18 protein-coding genes and 1 pseudogene are annotated in these 18,668 nt (G+C 47.5%); 5 read left to right on the top strand and 14 right to left on the bottom strand.

Annotated features, from left to right (window positions below):
* Window positions 1-98: 98 nt before the first annotated feature.
* The 3 genes from pstB to L976_RS18045 are packed head-to-tail and all read right to left on the bottom strand — an operon-like array spanning window position 99 to window position 4,927.
* Window positions 99-917 carry a phosphate ABC transporter ATP-binding protein PstB gene (gene pstB / locus L976_RS18055; RefSeq protein ID WP_037416943.1) on the bottom strand — a complete coding sequence of 273 codons (819 nt, stop codon included), beginning with the start codon at window positions 915-917 and terminating at the stop codon, window positions 99-101.
* Window positions 918-950: 33 nt separating this feature from the next.
* The gene (gene pstA / locus L976_RS18050) at window positions 951-2,609 is read right to left on the bottom strand and encodes a phosphate ABC transporter permease PstA (protein WP_037416941.1); all 1,659 of its coding nucleotides are present in this window, start codon (window positions 2,607-2,609) and stop codon (window positions 951-953) included.
* A 59-nt stretch (window positions 2,610-2,668) separates the two neighbouring features.
* The gene (locus L976_RS18045; RefSeq protein ID WP_047538995.1) at window positions 2,669-4,927 is read right to left on the bottom strand and encodes an ABC transporter permease subunit; all 2,259 of its coding nucleotides are present in this window, start codon (window positions 4,925-4,927) and stop codon (window positions 2,669-2,671) included.
* 200 nt (window positions 4,928-5,127) lie between these two features.
* On the opposite strand from L976_RS18045, the gene L976_RS18040 reads away from it, so the two are divergent.
* Window positions 5,128-5,628 carry a glycine cleavage system protein R gene (locus L976_RS18040; RefSeq protein WP_037416937.1) on the top strand — a complete coding sequence of 167 codons (501 nt, stop codon included), beginning with the start codon at window positions 5,128-5,130 and terminating at the stop codon, window positions 5,626-5,628.
* 61 nt (window positions 5,629-5,689) lie between these two features.
* On the opposite strand, the gene L976_RS18035 is transcribed toward L976_RS18040, so the two are convergent.
* Window positions 5,690-6,577 carry a DMT family transporter gene (locus tag L976_RS18035; RefSeq protein WP_047538987.1) on the bottom strand — a complete coding sequence of 296 codons (888 nt, stop codon included), beginning with the start codon at window positions 6,575-6,577 and terminating at the stop codon, window positions 5,690-5,692.
* Between the two features lie 290 nt (window positions 6,578-6,867).
* Here L976_RS18035 and L976_RS18030 point away from each other — a divergent pair, with 290 nt between their 5' ends.
* Window positions 6,868-7,692 (top strand): DUF2797 domain-containing protein, encoded by an 825-nt coding sequence (locus L976_RS18030; protein WP_047538980.1) that lies wholly within the window; start codon window positions 6,868-6,870, stop codon window positions 7,690-7,692.
* 84 nt (window positions 7,693-7,776) lie between these two features.
* Here the strand turns inward: L976_RS18030 and L976_RS23680 are convergent, their stop codons facing one another.
* From L976_RS23680 to L976_RS18020, 3 genes are all read right to left on the bottom strand, one after another.
* On the bottom strand, window positions 7,777-7,920 hold the full coding sequence (locus L976_RS23680; RefSeq protein WP_231570514.1) for a hypothetical protein: 144 nt from the start codon (window positions 7,918-7,920) through the stop codon (window positions 7,777-7,779).
* Between the two features lie 75 nt (window positions 7,921-7,995).
* Entirely contained in the window at window positions 7,996-8,181 is a 186-nt protein-coding gene (locus tag L976_RS23675) for a VOC family protein (protein ID WP_231570513.1), read from the bottom strand.
* Between the two features lie 203 nt (window positions 8,182-8,384).
* Window positions 8,385-8,990, bottom strand: coding sequence for a DUF4136 domain-containing protein (locus tag L976_RS18020; RefSeq protein ID WP_037416929.1), 606 nt, complete (start codon window positions 8,988-8,990; stop codon window positions 8,385-8,387).
* Between the two features lie 317 nt (window positions 8,991-9,307).
* Here L976_RS18020 and L976_RS18015 point away from each other — a divergent pair, with 317 nt between their 5' ends.
* From L976_RS18015 to L976_RS18005, 3 genes are all read left to right on the top strand, one after another.
* Window positions 9,308-9,901: a LysE family translocator gene (locus L976_RS18015; protein WP_011623319.1), complete on the top strand. Its 594-nt coding sequence runs from the start codon at window positions 9,308-9,310 to the stop codon at window positions 9,899-9,901.
* A gap of 27 nt (window positions 9,902-9,928) precedes the next feature.
* Window positions 9,929-10,477, top strand: coding sequence for a DUF1415 domain-containing protein (locus tag L976_RS18010; protein ID WP_037416925.1), 549 nt, complete (start codon window positions 9,929-9,931; stop codon window positions 10,475-10,477).
* Between the two features lie 73 nt (window positions 10,478-10,550).
* Entirely contained in the window at window positions 10,551-11,039 is a 489-nt protein-coding gene (locus L976_RS18005) for a hypothetical protein (protein ID WP_047538977.1), read from the top strand.
* 107 nt (window positions 11,040-11,146) lie between these two features.
* Here L976_RS18005 and L976_RS18000 read toward each other — a convergent pair whose 3' ends face one another.
* The 7 genes and pseudogenes from L976_RS18000 to L976_RS23380 form a co-directional block, all read right to left on the bottom strand.
* Window positions 11,147-13,021 (bottom strand): methyl-accepting chemotaxis protein, encoded by a 1,875-nt coding sequence (locus L976_RS18000; protein ID WP_231570512.1) that lies wholly within the window; start codon window positions 13,019-13,021, stop codon window positions 11,147-11,149.
* A gap of 257 nt (window positions 13,022-13,278) precedes the next feature.
* Window positions 13,279-13,524, bottom strand: coding sequence for a hypothetical protein (locus L976_RS17995; protein WP_231570511.1), 246 nt, complete (start codon window positions 13,522-13,524; stop codon window positions 13,279-13,281).
* 710 nt (window positions 13,525-14,234) lie between these two features.
* A complete protein-coding gene (locus tag L976_RS23670) occupies window positions 14,235-14,420 on the bottom strand; it encodes a hypothetical protein (protein ID WP_231570510.1) in 186 nt (61 codons plus the stop codon).
* Window positions 14,421-14,758: 338 nt separating this feature from the next.
* Entirely contained in the window at window positions 14,759-16,045 is a 1,287-nt protein-coding gene (locus L976_RS17985; protein WP_047538971.1) for an acetyl-CoA hydrolase/transferase family protein, read from the bottom strand.
* A gap of 310 nt (window positions 16,046-16,355) precedes the next feature.
* Entirely contained in the window at window positions 16,356-17,477 is a 1,122-nt protein-coding gene (locus L976_RS17980; protein WP_047538968.1) for an ABC transporter permease, read from the bottom strand.
* Window positions 17,467-18,408 (bottom strand): ABC transporter ATP-binding protein, encoded by a 942-nt coding sequence (locus L976_RS17975; protein WP_052184078.1) that lies wholly within the window; start codon window positions 18,406-18,408, stop codon window positions 17,467-17,469. Before L976_RS17975 ends, L976_RS17980 begins: the two co-directional genes overlap by 11 nt.
* Window positions 18,409-18,503: 95 nt before the next feature.
* Window positions 18,504-18,668, bottom strand: a pseudogene (locus L976_RS23380) (hemolysin D); the annotation flags it as partial.

Genomic DNA, 18,668 nt, shown 5'->3' with positions numbered 1-18,668 from the left:
GCCTAGATGGAGTTTGCAATGCTTAACTCTGTTCTAGGCGGTGGCTTATTTCGTTAATCGCTTATCACTCACATCACCTACTGCCAAGGGCAAGGTGATTAACCGTAACGGCCGGTAATGTAGTCTTCGGTCTTACGTTTTTTCGGTGTGGTGAAAATGGTGTTGGTATCGGCGTATTCCACCAATTCGCCCATATACATAAAGGCCGTTTGGTCCGACACCCGCGCCGCCTGTTGCATGTTGTGGGTAACGATAACCACTGTGTACTTAGTCTTAAGCTCGGTTATCAGCTCTTCGATGGTTAAGGTTGAAATCGGGTCGAGTGCCGAAGTAGGTTCGTCGAGCAGTAATACTTCTGGCTCAATGGCAATCGCACGGGCAATCACCAAACGTTGCTGCTGACCACCGGATAAGCCAAAGGCGTTATCGTGCAGGCGGTCTTTCACTTCATCCCAAATCGCCGCGCCGCGTAGCGAACGCTCCGCCGCTTCATCGAGTTCACGGCGGTTGTTAATGCCCTGCAGACGCAGACCATAAACCACGTTTTCGTAAATCGACTTAGGGAATGGGTTAGGACGCTGGAACACCATACCTACGTTGCGGCGCAGGGCAGCAACGTCGATCTTTTTGTCATAAATATTTTGACCGTGCAGCAGAATCTCGCCGTCGATATGGCAGTTGTCCACCAGATCGTTCATGCGGTTAATGCAACGCAATAAGGTGGATTTACCACAACCGCTGGGGCCGATAAACGCCGTAACTTGCTTCTTTGGGATCTTCATCGACACATTGAATAGCGCTTGCTTATTGCCATAGCGCAGGTCTAAGTTGCGGATCTCCAGCGCGGTATCGTTCTGGCTCAAGTTTGCTAAGTCAAAGTTATTGGTTTTCATGGCTGTCGAATCTATAGAAATCATATTCAGTCCTAATACTTTCAGGATAATCGCTGATTAATGCTCAAGCGAACGATATTTTTCACGTAAGTGGTTACGCACACTAATCGCGGTTAAGTTCAGTGCCACAATCACTGTTACCAGCAAGAAGGAGGTGGCGTATACCAGAGGACGTGCTGCTTCAACGTTAGGACTCTGGAAGCCCACATCATAAATATGGAACCCTAAGTGCATGAATTTACGTTCTAAATGCACGAACGGGAAGTTTAAGTCCAGTGGCAATGTCGGTGCTAATTTCACTACACCCACCAGCATTAACGGTGCTACCTCACCAGCAGCGCGGGCCACAGCTAAAATCAAACCCGTCATGATCGCAGGGCTTGCCATCGGGATCACAATCCGCCATAGGGTTTCGGCCTTAGTCGCGCCCAGTGCCAAACTACCTTGACGCACCGCGCTAGGAATACGGCTTAAGCCTTCTTCGGTCGATACAATCACCACTGGTAATGTCAGAATCGCTAAGGTCAGCGCCGACCAAATCACCCCTGGCGAACCAAAGGTCGGTGATGGTAATGCTTCGGCGTAAAACAGTTGGTCAATTGAGCCGCCCATCATGTATACGAAGAACCCGAGACCAAACACCCCGTACACAATCGATGGCACACCCGCTAAGTTGATTACCGCAATGCGGATCATCTTAGTAATTGGGCCTTTTTTGGCATATTCGTGCAGGTAAATCGCGGCAATCACCCCAAATGGCGTAACAATAATGGCCATTAAGATCACCATAAATACTGTGCCGAAAATTGCAGGGAATACCCCCCCTTCAGTGTTGGCTTCGCGTGGGTCATCCAGCAGGAAACGGCCAACCCCGACAAACCATTTACCGATTTTTCCCATCAAGCCTAAGTGGTTGACGTAGGTGACATCCAGCACAGTGTCTAATTTAAGTTCCACCTCAACACCGCGCATATCGCGTACAATCACAGCGTCGCGAGCCGCTTCATCACGCAGGGCAAACAGCTGTTTTTCGAGTACTTTATAGTCTTGTTCGAGCGAATGTTTCGCCGCGGCTAACTCCTGCTTGCGACTATCGGTCAGCTCACCATCTAACTCGTAACGGCGCTCTTTTAGACGCAGTTTTTCGATGTTGTAGTTAATCGAGCCAATATCTTGTTTTTGCAGTGATAAGGCTTTGTCAGACAGTGCGACTGCGCGCTCAATATGCTCCATTAAGGAGGATTCAAGCGCATCGTTTTTAAGTTCTAAGCGTTTACCGTTTTCAATCACGGCTACTGGGTAACCGTAAAAATTACCGTTTTTCGTCCGCTCAAGCATTGCGACATCAGCTGGCTCACTACGGCTAATAATGTCAGTCGCTAAAATCCAGCGGAAATCTAGGCCCACAAATTCACGGTTACCGGTCTTGACTAAATAACGGGTCACAAACTCACCGGGTGGCTGTTTAAACACATGGCCTGCGGCGGTTAAGCGCTCGGTTGGCACTTCTTCCCTATCGTAGATTTCACCGATTAAGGTTGACCGTACACCCGAGCTATCTTCAAGTTCCCATTGATAAATCGTCGCAGGCCAAAAAAAGCTTAATCCGCGCCATGCAATCAGCAGTAACAAACCTAATACTGCAATCAAACTGATGCTCACCGCGCCACCCGTCATCCAAATCCATGGCGAGCCTGATTTTACCCACTTACCCATTGCACAAACCTCTCAAGGTCATTGGCGAAATAGTATTTAGTATCATTATCTTATCTCCATTACAGCGAGCTATAGCGGTCACGCAGACGCTGTCTTACCACTTCGGCAATGGTGTTAAAGAAGAAGGTGAATACGAACAGTACAAAGGCTGCGAGGAACAGCACACGATAATGTGAGCTACCAATTGCCGATTCAGGCATTTCTACCGCAATGTTAGCCGCTAATGTCCGCATACCTTCAAACACGCTCCATTCCATAATGGCGGTGTTACCCGTTGCCATCAGTACGATCATAGTTTCACCCACAGCGCGGCCAAGGCCCATCATCACCGCCGAGAAAATCCCCGGACTTGCGGTGAGTAAGACCACCCGAGTCAGTGTCTGCCAAGGCGTTGCGCCCAAGGCCAAACTGCCGTTAGACAGGTGGCGAGGCACAGAGAAAATCGCATCTTCGGCAATCGAGAAAATGGTTGGGATCACCGCAAAGCCCATGGCGATCCCCACCACCAGCGCGTTACGTTGGTCGAAGGTGATGCCTAATTCGTTAGTGATAAATTGGCGAGTGTTACCATCAAACAATGCCACTTCAATCATCGGACTGATGGCAAAGGAGAACCAACCCACAAAGCAGATAACCGGGATCAGCATCAGCTCCTGATAGACTTCAGGTAAACGTTGTTTCCATTTACCGGGTAACTTGCTCCAAGAATAGGCTGAAAGCAAAATCGAGGTCGGCAGCAAGATCAGCAGCACTAAGATGCCCGGCAAGTGTTCTTCAATCAGCGGAGCTAACCAAAGTCCTGCGAGGAAACCTAAGATAACCGTCGGTAAAGCTTCCATGATTTCGATGGTTGGCTTAACAATGCCGCGCACCTTAGGCGACATAAAGTAAGCGGTATAAATCGCGCCTGCAATCGCTAATGGTACAGCAAATAACATGGCGTAAAATGCGGCCTTCATGGTGCCAAAGGCCAATGGCATTAAGCTCAGCTTGGCTTCAAAGTCATCACTGCCCGAGGTGGATTGCCACACAAATTTTGGCTCAGGGTAACCTTCGTACCACACCTTATTCCACAACGCGCTCCAAGATACCTCGGGATGAGCGTTTTCGACGTGGAAGATATTCAGTTGGTTGTTCGCTTCAACGACTAAGCCATTTGAACGTGGGCTAAACCCCATGGCTCCCGGATTTTTAAGGTCAAAGGTTTTATCAAACAGTTCACGCTCACTGGTGGTGTAAAGCAGTGATAGCTCGCCTTCGGGGCTCACCACAGCAAAACTTTTACGGTAAAACTCAGAAGCCATAGAGGCAACAGGTGGTAAGCCCGAAAACTCACGAATTTCTTTATATAAACGGCCTTTTGGACCATTTACTTGGAAGTACTGGGTTACCACACCGCTGTCATAACTCACTAAAATCGAGCTAGCACCTGCGAGCAAGGCAATATTATTAACCTTAGACTTGTCCTTTTCGGCATCGATAACTTGAATTAAATCGATATTTTCAATGTCACGAATATTGTAAACAAACACCTTATTGCCCATCTGCAACATCAGTTGGCGTTGATCAGGGGTCATTAATTGGTGCGCCGCCTTTTTAGGGGCATCAGGGAGCAGTGCACTCGTCGTTGTCCACTCAATCTCTTCGGTCATCATGTTTTCTTGACCTTCAAGACGGCTTAAACGCCAAATGCCATTATTATCTTGGTAGGCAAAGGTGATTTTATCGCTACTGAAACTAAAGGCTAAATGGTTGATAGCACTACCAGATTCATCAATCGTGATCGGCGTTTCACCTGCGCTATAACGCAGTTTTGGCGTGATAAGACGTTTATTATTGGGATAGCTTAACCCAAACTCAATGCCCACGATTAGGGCTTGGCCGTTACTCAAACCTAGGGCAAAACGTTGCTCACTCGGCGCGGCAATCGCGGCGCTGGTCACGCTCACACCAGCAGGTAATGGCGGGGTAAAACTGGAGAGTAAGCTGCCATCGGCAACAGTGTAGAAATCCACTTGGCCATCGGCGGCTACGCGATACATTACCTCATTTTGCTCATCAGCACCGACCATCAGGGTCGCGACTTCAGCATGTTGATAACTCACGCTTTTTACTGGAGTCACATCCGCGCTGTCGAAAATGGGTTTAATCACGTATAACAAATAGAAGAAGATCAACAATAAGGCGACAAACACCATAGTGCCGCCAATCGTGACCCCAATTTGAGCCGCTTTATCCTTAAATGCCCTGCGACTTGAACGTCCGCCTTTCAGCATACTGTGCGGCGCAGAACCAGGTTGAATGACCTGACTTTCCATTAAGAACCTCTATTATTAAAGCCTGTGAGTTTTTTCGCTAGGAATTGCGAAATGCTATGCTTACACTGTTTGAGCATAAACTGAGCAATAACAACACCCTTCATTCTAAGTGCGTTGAATTATATGACGCAAAGATGACAGTTGTGTTACACCCCGTTGTAAAACAGGTGCCTTTTACAAAAAAATAGGAGTCAGTCGCCATGCTACGATATTTAATCACGCTTCAAGCACCTGATAGAAAAGGACTAGTAGAGCAAATCGCCCACGCCGTGAGTCGCCATGGCGGCAATTGGCTCGACTCAGAATTGCGCCATATCGACGGGATTTTTGCCGCCATTTTGTTACTCGAAGTGCCTTCCCTGAAAATGGACGAACTGATTGAAGCCTTAGAGTGTATCGACGGGCTCACCCTCACCTATGCTAAAACCTCAGTCGCCCTCAAACCCATTAAGCGGCTGACCTACAGTTTAGTGTCCTACGACAGACCCGGATTAGTGCTGGATATCTCCAATCGGATCACCGCGCTTGGTATCAATATCGAGCAATTTAGCAGTCAATTTGAAACCGCTGGCCATACTGGCATCGCCCTCTTTCGCGCCACCATAGGTTTAGGCTTGACCGACCTTGCTCAAGAGGAGCAACTGATGCAATCCCTCTATGCCCTCGGTGATGACTTAGTGCTGGATAAACTCAGCCGTTAGGTTTCAACACTTTTAACAAAAAACGCCGCGGGCACTGCCAGCGGCGTTTTTTTATAGAGACTTAGCTAACGTTCTGGTGCCGAGACTTAATCAAATAACGCAGCGGCACTTGTGAAATCAGCATACCGAGCAGCATCAAACCGCAGCCAACCAAGGCGCGCAGTCCTAAGCTCTCCCCAAGGAACAAAATACCGCCGATGGCCGCAAACACAGTTTCTAAACTCAAAATAATCGCCGCGTGGGCAGGATGCGCATGCTTTTGCGCTAGCACCTGCAAAGTATAGGCAATACCCACTGAAATCAGCCCCGCATAGGCCAGTGAGCCCCAGGCGGCAATCACTTTATCGACTGTCGTGACCTCAATGGCCGCAGACACCAGCAGGCTTAATACGCCGCACACCAAAAATTGCATCATGGCGAGTAACACTGGCGAAATCCGCTTGGCAAAATGATCTACCGCCAAAATGTGCATAGCCCAAAACAGCGCGCCAATCAATTGCAGCATATCGCCATAACCAATATGAAAGCCGTCTTTAATACTTAAAAAATACAGCCCCACTAATGCAACGGCACACCCCAACCATGTATTTGCGCCAGTAGCATGTTTCAGCGCCAGCCCCAAAATCGGCACTAACACGATATAAAGCCCAGTGATAAAGCCCGCATTGGCCGCGGTGGTATACAGCAGCCCAACCTGTTGCAATGAGGCGCCAGCAAACAGCAATCCGCCTACCGCCACGCAGCCAATGGCAAAATCTTTAGGTGTACCGAGATGAATTTTACCTTGCCGAGCCAAGTACCACACCAGTGGAACGAGTGACAGCGTACCAATTAAGAAACGTAGCCCGTTGAATGCAAAGGGCGATAAATGCTCCATTCCTAAGGTTTGCGCGACAAAACCAAAGCCCCAAATGGCAGCGGCGAGCAGGAGTAAAAAATTGGCAGGCAAGATACTGTCTCAATGATTAAAAAGGATGACAAGATTACCGAGATGCTGGACGCTTGTCCAAAATAACCTACAAGTGAATAACAAACTGACGCACTCACCACGAGTTAATTGACAGTTCATTGGCCCCCGTTAACCGCCGTACATTTAAATCAAGTTGGGGTATCAATCGAAAATTCCTATCTAAACTCAACTAGATAATCTTGTATACTGCACACCAAGCAATGACGAATGCATAAGTGCGCTGGGAAGCCTTGCCCAACCCAGTGACACAATAAAAACTAGGAACACCTATGTTAGGAACGCTAAAAAAGCTGCACGCACACTTAGATGAGGCGCAACAAGTACAGTATCAACTGGTTGTTGGCGACGAGTTGCTGCCACTGAATCCCTTAATTGGCAAGCCACTGACACTTACCCACACGGGTAACATCTTCTGCTGTAACTGTGGCAACAAGACCAAAAAAAGCTATTCGCAAGGCCATTGCTTTGTGTGTATGCAAAAGCTCGCCAGTTGCGATATGTGCATCATGAAGCCCGAAACCTGTCACTTTGACCAAGGTACTTGCCGGGAGCCAGAGTGGGCGCAAAGCCATTGTTTTGTGCCGCATTATGTTTATCTATCCAATACTTCAGGCATTAAGGTCGGCATCACCCGCCACACACAATTGCCCACCCGCTGGATAGATCAAGGCGCCACCCAAGGTTTACCGATTTTCAAAGTGTCGACACGACAAATCTCGGGTTTAGTAGAAGTGGAATTAGCCAAGCTCATCAACGATAAAACGCACTGGCAAGCCATGTTAAAGGGCCATGCCGATGATATCGATTTGAACGCTAAGGCTGCGGAACTGATCCCTCACATCGAAGCTAAACTGCATGAAATCGCTATGCAAAAAGGCGATTACAGCATCGAGCGATTGCAGGAAGACATTCAAACCATTCATTATCCGATTGAAGTTTTCCCCAAAAAAATCAGCTCACACAATTTTGATAAAGACGCCGTGGTCAGCGGAATTTTACAGGGCATCAAAGGCCAATATTTACTGTTCGATACGGGCGTGATTAATATCCGCAAATTCACCGCCTATGAAGTGAGTGTATCCTTAAGCAACTAGCTTGCGCCGCGTTGTGCTAAGGCGAAGCCCTACACAACGCGCGCTATTCTTGGCTTAGCAACGCTTGGCTTGAAAGGCAATGTACTAACTAACTTGCGCTTCCATATAGACAAGTTCCCAAATATGTCCATCGGGATCTTCGAACGCATGGCCGTACATAAACCCTTGATCTTGAGCTTGAGCTTGACGATAGGCTTTGCCACCATGCAGTTCAGCAAGTTTTACCAATTGGTCGACACGTTCTCGACTGTCACAGTCTAGGCAATTGAGTACCTCTGTCGTGGCATGGCATCGGCAATCACCTTATCGGTAAAACCAGCAAAAAAAAGGCTTCGCCAGCAGCATCACATAAATATTGTCCGCGATCACCACGCAAGCAGCCTGCTCATTGCTGTATTGATCATTGATGCCAAACCCTAGACCAGCGTAAAAAGCCCTTGATTGTTGAACACTTTCAACCGCCAAATTAACAAAGATACTTTGTGCCATCATAATCTCCCTTTATAAGTCCTCTGCGGACGTACATCCTAGTCCGGTAAAAATACCTGTCATCTGTAGATAGGTAAGTAAATAGCTAACTGAATTGTCTAGTCTATCATTGCGACATCCTAAACTCGTGTTCCAGCGAGCTCTTTAGGCGAGCATCTGACTCACCTTAAGACTGTACTGATTACTGCGCCAAAATATCCGCCCTATTGCACCGCATGGGTGGCGGGCAGCGATAGTAGCATTTCCTCGATTGAGCCATCGAAGCGGGCTTTGACTTCGTCCATATCCTTAATATTGGCAAAGCCTTGGCCAAGAACTCGCCATACCATCTCATAAGGCTGACCCGCAATGCCCGTTGGCTTAAAAAAGCTAATCAACACTGAGCCTTTATCGTATTTTTTAAGATCAACACCTTGATTCGACAGGCCAGGCACTAAGCCTGCGGCGGCAAGTATCTGCTCATCCGACATTTGTGTGCCCATGGCGATGCCGAACCCCACTTGAAAGTCCGCCAGTTGCGGGTCTTCAACCCAGCGATAACCTTTTGTCAGCAGCACTTTTTTAAGTGTGTCCTGCATATGTTGTAAGACTTGTTGTTGATCGAGCCTGCGGTCAACAAAGATCTTCTGTAGTGTGGGATGCCAACTATAGGTCATGGCGCTCGGCGGTAATTGACTCAAATCCCCCGAAGTTACGACAGTAGTTCGTAGCGCTTGCGAATCATCGTTCACACTTACACAGGCGGTAAGACCTAGCAAACTCAAGCTTACAATTGTCAGTACACGTCTTATTTTTTGTGGTAAATACATGCTCTTTCCCTTATGGCAATTTTTACAGCTTAAGGATAGTTGCTATTTCTCAGACTGAAAGTCGATATTCATCATAGTGTTAAATTGCAACGTTCGGCAACCGCGGCACTTATATTGCTCAGAAACCTTAGTGTGCACCACATAGTTATGATTTGTTACTTTATAAAGCCCGTACAGCGTATAGGCGCGATTCAATTTACCCGCTAGAATGCCTCGCTCAACGTCAGTGATAGTAATACCTCGGCGCTTAAATTCGAGAGTAATATCCCTATTACAATGCCAAAAATGACAATATATAAAAGGTGTGGAATTTATCTATGGAGTTAATACTGGCTATCGCATTGTTTGCCTTTTCATCGGGGATCACTCCTGGGCCTAACAATATTATGCTGATGACCTCAGGGGTCAACTTTGGCGTTAAACGCAGTATTCCGCATCTGATGGGGATTAGCCTTGGCTTTCCTACCATGATCCTCGCCATCGGCCTAGGCTTAAGCGCCCTATTTCAAGCCTACCCGATTATCCACCAAGTGATTAAAGTCATTGGGATTGTATACCTTCTGTACCTGTCATGGTTGATAGCCAATAGCAGTAGCAAGATGGAGGGCAAGAGCATCGCTAAACCTTTTAGTTTTCTGCAAGCCGCGGCATTTCAATGGGTTAATCCTAAAGGCTGGATTATGGCCGTAGGCGCGATTGCCACTTTTACCTCGGTACAACAGGATCTCACACCTCAAGTGGTTACTATTGCCACAGTGTTTTTATGTGTGGCTTTTCCCTGTGCCGTGGTCTGGCTTGGGTTTGGTGTAGCACTTAAACGTATTTTGAAAAACGAACGCCAGCAGAAGATCTTTAATATCACTATGGCCATCTTGCTTGTGGCGTCTATCATCCCTATGATCGCCCCCTAATTTTGGCCGTAAGAGTTAAGCACTAGCATGAATGAGATAGATCTGATCATTGAACAAACCGATAACTGGGTGAAAAAAGTGATCATGAAATACAATATTTGCCCCTTCGCCAGACGTGAGGTCGAGCGCGGCAGTATTCGCTATCTTGTTGTTGAACAAACCAAAGTCAAGCTAGTGCTTAAGGCATTGATTGAAGAATGCCAATACCTGGATGCGCACCCAGAGCACGAAACCTCGCTGTTTATTCTGCCGCGGGGATTTGAGGGCTTTTACACTTACCTCGATCTCGTCGATATGGCGAACGACGCCTTATTCGACAACGACTATGAAGGGATTTATCAGCTCGCGCATTTTCATCCCGACTATTGTTTTGAGGATGAACCACAGGACTCGGCCGCCAATTTTACCAACCGCGCGCCCTACCCAACCCTGCATATTATTCGCGAAGCCAGTATGGAGTTAGCCCTGGCTAACTACAATGACCCCGAGTCCATCCCCGAGCGCAATATTCAATTTTGTGAACGTAAAGGTAGCGAGTTTTTTATTAAATTACTCGCAGAGTGCATGGGGAAATAGCTTAATCACGGCGGGTAACACATGTACCGCGTAACAATCAGCTCATTGTTTGCGACAACGGAATGTAATCACGATGGACTTGATTATCCCATCAGCATTAAAGCCCTTTTTTAGCACAGAGATACCAGACTCACGCCAACTCGACATCGGTTTTGCCCTATTTGAATTTCCAAGATTTGAAGACCTCATCGATTTTCAAATGGGTTATCGCTGGCATGGTATCACCCAAGCGCGGGAGCTTACTTGGGATGATAATTGGCTAGTACTGGCAAGCTCCTATGGCGATCCCTTAATTTATCATTTAAAGGATGAACACATTCTTTTCGCTCGCCATGGCGCATGTGGTTGGAAGCCCAACCTACTTTTTACCGATTTAGCCCAAATGTCTCGCTGTTTTAATGCGTTAGCAGCACTAATCTCCGACGCAGGCGACGCTCTTTTTGATGATGACGACAATATCCAGCCAAACTATGTTGAGTTAATTAAAGCGAAGATTGTGAATCATGTAGGGCTTGAGCAAGGCAACCAGATCGTCGAGCAACTAGAAATTATGGCCTACTAACATAAGAAGTAGGCCGTAGAAATTTAAATGCTATAAATCATCACATTAAGGATATCTACGGCCTGTTTGTCATAGTCAGTAATACTCACGAATAAGATCAGTCGAACCTATAGCTGAAAACGTGTTACTAATCCTTTTAGCGTAACGCCAAGGCTAGCAAGATTATCGGCGGAGCTTGCTGTTTCTGCTGCGCCATCAGCGGTTTGTTCGGCAATATCCCTCACTCTCACGATACTTTTATTAATATCTTCTGCCACCGCGCTTTGTTCTTCCGAGGCTGCAGCGATTTGATGTGTCATATCCTGAATACGGCTAACCGCAACGGCAATATCCACTAACATCTCACCGGCTTCGCGGGATAATGACACTGCACCATCACTCAATGTTCGGCTTTTGGTCATCATTTGTACCGACTCCGATGTCCCTTTTTGCAAGTTAACAATCATATTTTCAATTTCTTCGGTAGAGGATTGTGTGCGGCTCGCAAGGCTTCGCACTTCATCGGCCACCACTGCAAATCCCCGTCCCGCCTCACCAGCCCTTGCAGCTTCAATGGCCGCATTTAGTGCGAGTAAATTAGTCTGCTGTGCAACCGATTTGATCACATCAAGGACGGCACCAATACTGTCACTTTCCGATTGTAAGCGCTCCATTGCATGTGCAGTGGTCGCTATTTCCTTGGCTAAAAGTTCGATTTGGCTAACCGCTTCGATAACTTTTTTATTACCTACCGCAGTGGTGTGATCCGCCTCTTTAGCGGCTAATGCAACATTTTCAGCACTCGTTGAGACCTCTTGTACTGTCGCAGCCATTTCATTAATCGCGGTAGCGACTTGGTCAGTTTCACTACGCTGATTTTGCATCCCCACACTATTTTGTACTGTGACCGAAGAAAGCACCTCAGCCGATGAAGCCAACTGCACCACGCTATCACCTATTTGTGCCAACATTTGCCTAAGGGTGCTATTCATTTCATCCATGGCACGCAATAGTTCTCCCATCTCATCCTGACGCTCTGAGTGAATAGTGCTACTTAAATCACCTTCGGCAATTTTTCTTGCTGTAACAAGGGTTTGTTTAAGTGGCCCAACAATTTGTCCACTGATTAACCAAGCCAGTAAGGGACCGACGACCAAGGCAACAATTAATGTACCAAGTACCACCTCCTTGGCTTGAGCATCCGCGTCTGCCCGCTGATGCTTTTGGATGTCAACTAATTCACGAATATTCACCATCAATGTTTGTGCAGCCTCGCCCATCGACTGTGTTAGGTTAGCCATATCACGGTTAACATTGACCAACGCATCAATATCTTGGTCATACCGATCCAGTATCTGTATGGCTTGCGCAGTATCTTCCCCCTTAAGAGTGGCAATAGTCTGAGATAATCTGGCAATCGCATCTTTTGCCGTTTTTAAATTAAGATCACTAGCATCATAGACATAGCCTCGAATGTGATAACGTAACATGGTCATTTGCTGGCTAACACTTAAGGCATCTTTTAATAATTCAGTATTTTGGGTCACTTGGGCCTTGTTGGTCATTCTATCGACCAACTCCGCATAAGTGGCAACCAACTTTGCTCCCACTTGAGCACCTGTGACTTTTAATGCCTGTTTATGCTTAAACACATCACTAAACTGATTTATTGATTGATGATATCGTTCCATCGCCACTAATGATTCTTGAAGATACTGTCTATCGTAGGCATCGCTATACTCTGACAATTGTTGCTGTAAACCACTTTTTGTATTTTCAATTAAGCTCTGGAGTTCATCTAATTTTGTTAAATCGCCATTTGCGATAAATTCTAATCGCACGGCCTTGGCCGCAAGCAAGGTTTTATCGACATTGGCAATAAACTCTAACCGACGACTACTGATATCGATTGAGGTAAGTCCCCTGTATCCAGCCGCTGCGACAATAAATATCAGCAATAACAAGATCCCAAAACCAAGCCTTAACTTATTGGTTACTGTCATGTTTCCTAGCAGGCGGCGCAAACCTTCCATTTAAATACCCCGTATCAATTTTAAAGATGAGTAAACAAATCCAGTGCAATTGTAATAATTTTCCCATGGCCGTTTATTGACCTAGTTAACCAATTGGTAAAATACATTATATGTATAACATTTAAATCAAGAGTATATTGTGGAAGTCAGAAGAAAGAGAAATCGTAGAGAGCAACTGCATTCGATTAAAAAGATAAATATACTTATTAAAACAATACTTTATATCATCACAACAAGACTGATGGCGACAAAATATCTGGCAGTTCTTCATCATTGTCGATACTAAAAGCAATAAAGTCATCGGTCTTAGGTATCGCTTGATACACTTCAGTCTGAGTAAACAGCTGTAGGCATTCAGAAAATATCGAACGTATTTGCCCCACTATGGCTTCCCACTCGCTAAAGTCATCCTCGGGTAAGCGCTGTTGAATCGCTTGCAACTCGTCCTCTGAAAGCACATAAAGCGTCCTCACACATTGATACTCCCTGTCACCCGTATTGAACTTAAGCTATTGATAACACTCGCTGAGTTAAATATGCGGTTAATTCAATGTCATCCATTGACTGATTTACGCCTTTTAAGGTCGATTTATTTGCTAAGCAGTCCGAACGTTCATCACACAAAGAGATAACCCCACGCTCTTATCCCTAAAACACCTCACTTAAACCAACCTTTGATACTCGTCAGCAGTGAGCGACAGTAAAAATGCACACTCTTGGCTTGGCAAAATGTAGTGATAGACTCAACGCTGTTGCTATGTAAATGGTGTACCTTAATAGGCCAGCTGCCCCGCTTCAGTTGACGCTCAAGCAATTTCACATCCCGCGGATACGATTAATATCCTCTGAGTTTTTAGCGCGTAAATGGATGACAGGGCTTAAGGCGTGGTCCGACGTACTTCTCATAAAATCCAAGCGTAAAGACTCCAGCAGATAAGCTTTCACGACGGCTTTATAGTTCGACAGTAACCCTTTGATCTGCGCGAAATGGAGATACTCATGGAGCTTGATATAGCCAAATAACGAGAGCGCCCCAGGTGTTCAGCCAACTCGAGCAGCGATGACAACATCAAGCGCACTTCGTGTGCATCTGAGGATTTCGACATATTGCTGTTAGGGTTCAGCGCCATATCGCTTCCCGATTGCAGCAGCACTTGGAACAGCGTCTCTGCATCGAGCGTCATCACCCATGGTGCTCAGTGCCTTCGCTCTTCATCAATTCGATGGCCTTATCAACGGCGGTTTGAGATGTGAAAATCGGCATAAAAGAATGATCACAGCCATCCTCGAGGGGGACATACCACTGGGTGATGCCGATAGCCATCGCACCTTCACCCGCCTCGGGCGCCCCAGTGCTACTCTCACTCAAGATAAAGAGTATTGGTTGGCTAAGCAGTTGATAAAACTCGGCCGGATAGAGATTGTCTTGGAGGGCCTTAACAAAACTTTGTTAGAGTGAGGTCGTCTCCTCTAAGGTGTACAACATTGACAAACTTCCTGTCATTAAGCCATTAATGACCTTAACTATCAAATAGTTAAAAATGATTTTTAACCATTCGATTCATACTGACCAGATTAAATCGCCTGGGCATGGCAAAACATTGAGGGTGTCGAATATCCCACAATCGGAATAATAGCTGGCGCTTAGCCGCGTACCGAGCCTACGGAGTCGCAAACTCGGCACTCAGGAGTAACGGATTGATAAAGCTACAGACTTAATCCCCACACTTCAAAGGCATCGCGGCAAAGTTGCTCACGAAAATCCGGATGGGCGATATTAATCAAGGCTTGTGCCCGTTCACGTAGCGAGCGGCCACGAAGATTCGCCGCGCCATATTCGGTCACTATGTAATGAACATGGGCGCGGGTAGTTACCACCCCCGCCCCAGGAGATAACACGCTAGCGATGCGAGAAACTCGACCTCCAGAGGCCGTACTTGGCAGCGCAATCACAGAGCGGCCACCTTCGGACAGCCCCGCGCCGCGGATAAAGTCCATCTGGCCACCCACGCCCGAATAAATCTTAGTGCCAATGGAATCGGCACACACTTGCCCGGTGAGATCGACCTGAAGCGCCGAGTTAATCGCCATTACATTGGGGTTTTTACGGATAATAGACGTGTCGTTAACTTGCTCGATATCCATAAAGATAACCGCAGGATTATCATCCACATAGTCGTATAACTTCTGGCTACCTAAGGCAAAACCTGTAACCAGTTTTCCGGGGTAAAAGCGCTTTTTACTATTGTTAATCACGCCCTTTTCAACTAATTGCAAAATCCCGTCGGAAAACAATTCGGTATGCACGCCTAAGTCTTTGTGCTCGGTCAGGCAGGACAATACCGCATCGGGAATCGCGCCAATCCCCATCTGCAAACAATCACCATCGCGGACTAATTCAGCCACATTTTTCCCTATCGCCAGACTCACAGCATCGCCAGTGGCAAACGAATGAATGGGTAAACTGGCGCTTTGCTCATACACGGCGGCAAAACGGTCGATATGAATAAAACCATCGCCGTGGGTGCGGGGCATTTGTGGATTAATATGGGCAATGATTTTACCCGCCACTTGGCAGGCGGCTAAAGTGGCCTCCACCGAAATTCCTAAGGAACACATGCCATGTTTATCGGGTGGCGACACTTGGATAATCGCGGTATCGATTTTTTGCTCGCCGGAGCGGAACAGTTTAGGCACTTCAGAGAGGAAAATCGGCACATAATCGGCATCGCCACTTTGTAATAATGGCCTTGTAGGCACCCCACCGAAAAAACAGCGATGGCGTAAATGCCCACGTAAATCGGGATGACTTAAGGATTCAGCACCTTCGGTATGTAACTGTAATAAAGTGAGATTTTCAAGGGTGAGCGCATGTTTTGCCAGCGCATCTAATAAGACTTTTGGAGTTGCGCCCATGGAATGGGTCCACAGGGTTTCGCCACTTTGGATCAGTGAAACCGCTTCGAGGGCACTTTGACACACAATCGCAGGCATACAGAATTCCTTCGCTAAGCTAAATCTCTATTCCTTTTGCGTATGATGTAACGTTGATACGCATCGCGCTTCTCAGCCGAATAGGCCTTCACATTCACTGAGCTGATAACCTCAGGTATCGATTTACACAAATCGGTCTGCATAAATCGCGCGAAGGGACACACTAAGCCATCACATAAAAGGAACATTTTGTTAGCAGCAGTGTAAGCGAGTTCTAAAGTAACTAACATCCATTTCAACTACTTAGTCCAAATCTTTACGCATAATTTGCGTTAAATCAAAACTCGCGCCTAAAGCGTGAGTCAGCCCCTTAATCCAAACGTTTGGAAAAGCGCAGGCTTGCCACCAGCAGCCCCAAGCAGGTAAAACCAATCATCCACAAGGCATCAAATTGCAAGTCACTCACCTGGGCATCCCTCAGCACAATCGCGCGGGACATACGCATAAAGTGCGTCGCGGGTAACGCCTCGGCAATCCACTGCGCCGCTACGGGCATGGCCTCGTAGGGGAACATAAAACCCGACAACAAAATCGATGGCAGCAGGATAAACACCGTCATTTGCATCGACTGTAACTGGGTTTTCGCGATGGTCGAAATCACTAGGCCTAAGGTCAAACTGGCGCAGATAAACAACATGGCCGCCAGCGCAATCGAGTCCAAACCGCCGCTAATCGGCACAGCAAACAGCAAATGCCCAGCGGTAAGAATAATCGCCAATTGCACAAAGCCGACTAACACATAAGGGGTTATTTTACCTAGCATTAGCTCAAGTGGCCTCACCGGCGTGGTGATTAAAAACTCCATATTGCCCTGCTCGCGTTCGCGCACAATCGCGGCCGAGGTAAACATCACCATGGTCATAGTCAAAATGACCCCTAAGAGGCCGGGGACGATATTCACCACAGATCGCTGCTCAGGGTTAAAATACTGCACCACCTCAAAACTGGGGGGATTGGATTTGACCGCCCTGCCCGCTATTTCATCCAGCGGCATTTGCCTTAAACTGCGAATGGTAGAGGCGACCACGGTATCCGAGCCATCCACCAACCATTGACCAACAGGCTCGGCAAAATAGGTCTGCCCCGCAAACGCTGGATGCCGCACTAAACGCTCGTCAAGATCGGCACCTAAATACAGCACGGCTTTCACTTCGCCGCGGGTGATCGCCGCTTCCGCCTCGGCAATATTCAAATAGTGATATTTAAAATCAACTGCTTGGGTCGCTTCTACCGCTTTAACTAAAGCACGGCTATAGGCTGAATCACTTAAATTAACTAAACCTGCGGGCAAATGACGCGCATCGGTATTGATAGCATAGCCAAACAGCATCAACTGCACTAAGGGGATCACCACTATCATGCCGAAGGTCATGCGATCCCGCGATAACTGTCTGAGTTCTTTGACCACCACGGCCCAAATTCTACCTAGCATCTTGAGTCTCCACTGTCGTGGCCTGACTGCCGATCGGCGGCGCCAGTTGGGCACGTCCGCCCGTACAAGTCACAAACACATCCTCAAGGCTTGGGCGCACCTCGGTCAGTGCCCGCCCAGCAACCCTTGGGCTTAACCAAGCCAGCGGATCTGCAATCGAACTTTGCACTAATACCCGTAAACGGCTGCCAATCTGCGCCGCCGATAACACGTTAGCGTCGCTTATGAGTGATTGTTTTAGTGTGCGTAAATCATCCCCCGATACTTCAATCACCCGCGCGCCCATGGCGGCCATTAATTGTTGCGGCGAACCGTCGGCACGTTTTATCCCACGCTCTAAAATCGCGAGACCATGACAACGCTCGGCCTCATCCATATAGTGAGTCGAGACTAAAATCGTGGTGCCTTGGGCACAGAGATCGAACAGCCGTTCCCAAAACTCGCGGCGATTTTCAGGGTCCACCGCCGACGTCGGCTCATCGAGAAATAACAGCTCGGGGTGATGCAAGGTCGCGGCGGCTAAGGCTAAACGCTGCTTTTGCCCGCCACTCATGGAGCCCGCCATTTGCTTCTCGCGCCCCGCCAAATCGTAAAGGCTTAATAACTCGGCCAAACGCGCCTTGGTTTGGCGACGATTCAGCCCATAAATTTGTGCCACAAACTCGAGGTTTTCCCGCACCGACAAATTGTCGTAGAGAGAGAATTTTTGCGTCATATAGCCAATGCGGCGGCGCAGTTTTTCCTCGGCGCCGGGCAAGGTTTCGCCCAGCACCCGAATATCCCCCGAGGTTGGGCTAAGCAGCCCTGTCAACATCCGAATGGAGGTCGATTTACCGCAACCATTGGGGCCTAAAAATCCATAAATCGTGCCCTTAGGGATAGCTAAATCGAGATCTTCGACCGCATTGATGCCGCCAAAGGCGCGGGTCATGCCGCGGGTTTCGATAGCAAACTCAGAAGCCGCGCTTGATGTTTCTGCCGCTGATGTCCCAGCGACGGATATCCCTGCTGAAGCCTGTTGAGCACTCATGGCAGCAGTACCTCAAGGGCCATTCCCGTGGGTAAATCCTGTCCTTCTGGCGCAATATCAATATCGGTGAGATACATCAGTCTCGCCCTATCACGCTCATTTAACGCATAAAAAGGAGTGTAAGCCGGTTGACTGCGAATATTACGCACTGTGCCTGCAAT

Source organism: Shewanella sp. ZOR0012, from assembly GCF_000798835.1.
GTDB lineage: Bacteria > Pseudomonadota > Gammaproteobacteria > Enterobacterales > Shewanellaceae > Shewanella > Shewanella xiamenensis.
This window is presented reverse-complemented; position numbering and strand designations above follow the sequence as displayed.

Excerpts from the sequence above, each read along its gene's own strand:
- pstB (WP_037416943.1), bottom strand. The coding sequence starts at position 917 with ATGATTTCTATAGATTCGACAGCCATGAAAACCAATAACTTTGACTTA.
- pstA (WP_037416941.1), bottom strand. The coding sequence starts at position 2,609 with ATGGGTAAGTGGGTAAAATCAGGCTCGCCATGGATTTGGATGACGGGT.
- L976_RS18045 (WP_047538995.1), bottom strand. The coding sequence starts at position 4,927 with ATGGAAAGTCAGGTCATTCAACCTGGTTCTGCGCCGCACAGTATGCTG.
- L976_RS18040 (WP_037416937.1), top strand. The coding sequence starts at position 5,128 with ATGCTACGATATTTAATCACGCTTCAAGCACCTGATAGAAAAGGACTA.
- L976_RS18030 (WP_047538980.1), top strand. The coding sequence starts at position 6,868 with ATGTTAGGAACGCTAAAAAAGCTGCACGCACACTTAGATGAGGCGCAA.
- L976_RS23675 (WP_231570513.1), bottom strand. The coding sequence starts at position 8,181 with ATGGCACAAAGTATCTTTGTTAATTTGGCGGTTGAAAGTGTTCAACAA.
- L976_RS18020 (WP_037416929.1), bottom strand. The coding sequence starts at position 8,990 with ATGTATTTACCACAAAAAATAAGACGTGTACTGACAATTGTAAGCTTG.
- L976_RS18015 (WP_011623319.1), top strand. The coding sequence starts at position 9,308 with ATGGAGTTAATACTGGCTATCGCATTGTTTGCCTTTTCATCGGGGATC.
- L976_RS18010 (WP_037416925.1), top strand. The coding sequence starts at position 9,929 with ATGAATGAGATAGATCTGATCATTGAACAAACCGATAACTGGGTGAAA.
- L976_RS18005 (WP_047538977.1), top strand. The coding sequence starts at position 10,551 with ATGGACTTGATTATCCCATCAGCATTAAAGCCCTTTTTTAGCACAGAG.
- L976_RS18000 (WP_231570512.1), bottom strand. The coding sequence starts at position 13,021 with ATGACAGTAACCAATAAGTTAAGGCTTGGTTTTGGGATCTTGTTATTG.
- L976_RS17985 (WP_047538971.1), bottom strand. The coding sequence starts at position 16,045 with ATGCCTGCGATTGTGTGTCAAAGTGCCCTCGAAGCGGTTTCACTGATC.
- L976_RS17980 (WP_047538968.1), bottom strand. The coding sequence starts at position 17,477 with ATGCTAGGTAGAATTTGGGCCGTGGTGGTCAAAGAACTCAGACAGTTA.
- L976_RS17975 (WP_052184078.1), bottom strand. The coding sequence starts at position 18,408 with ATGACCCGCGCCTTTGGCGGCATCAATGCGGTCGAAGATCTCGATTTA.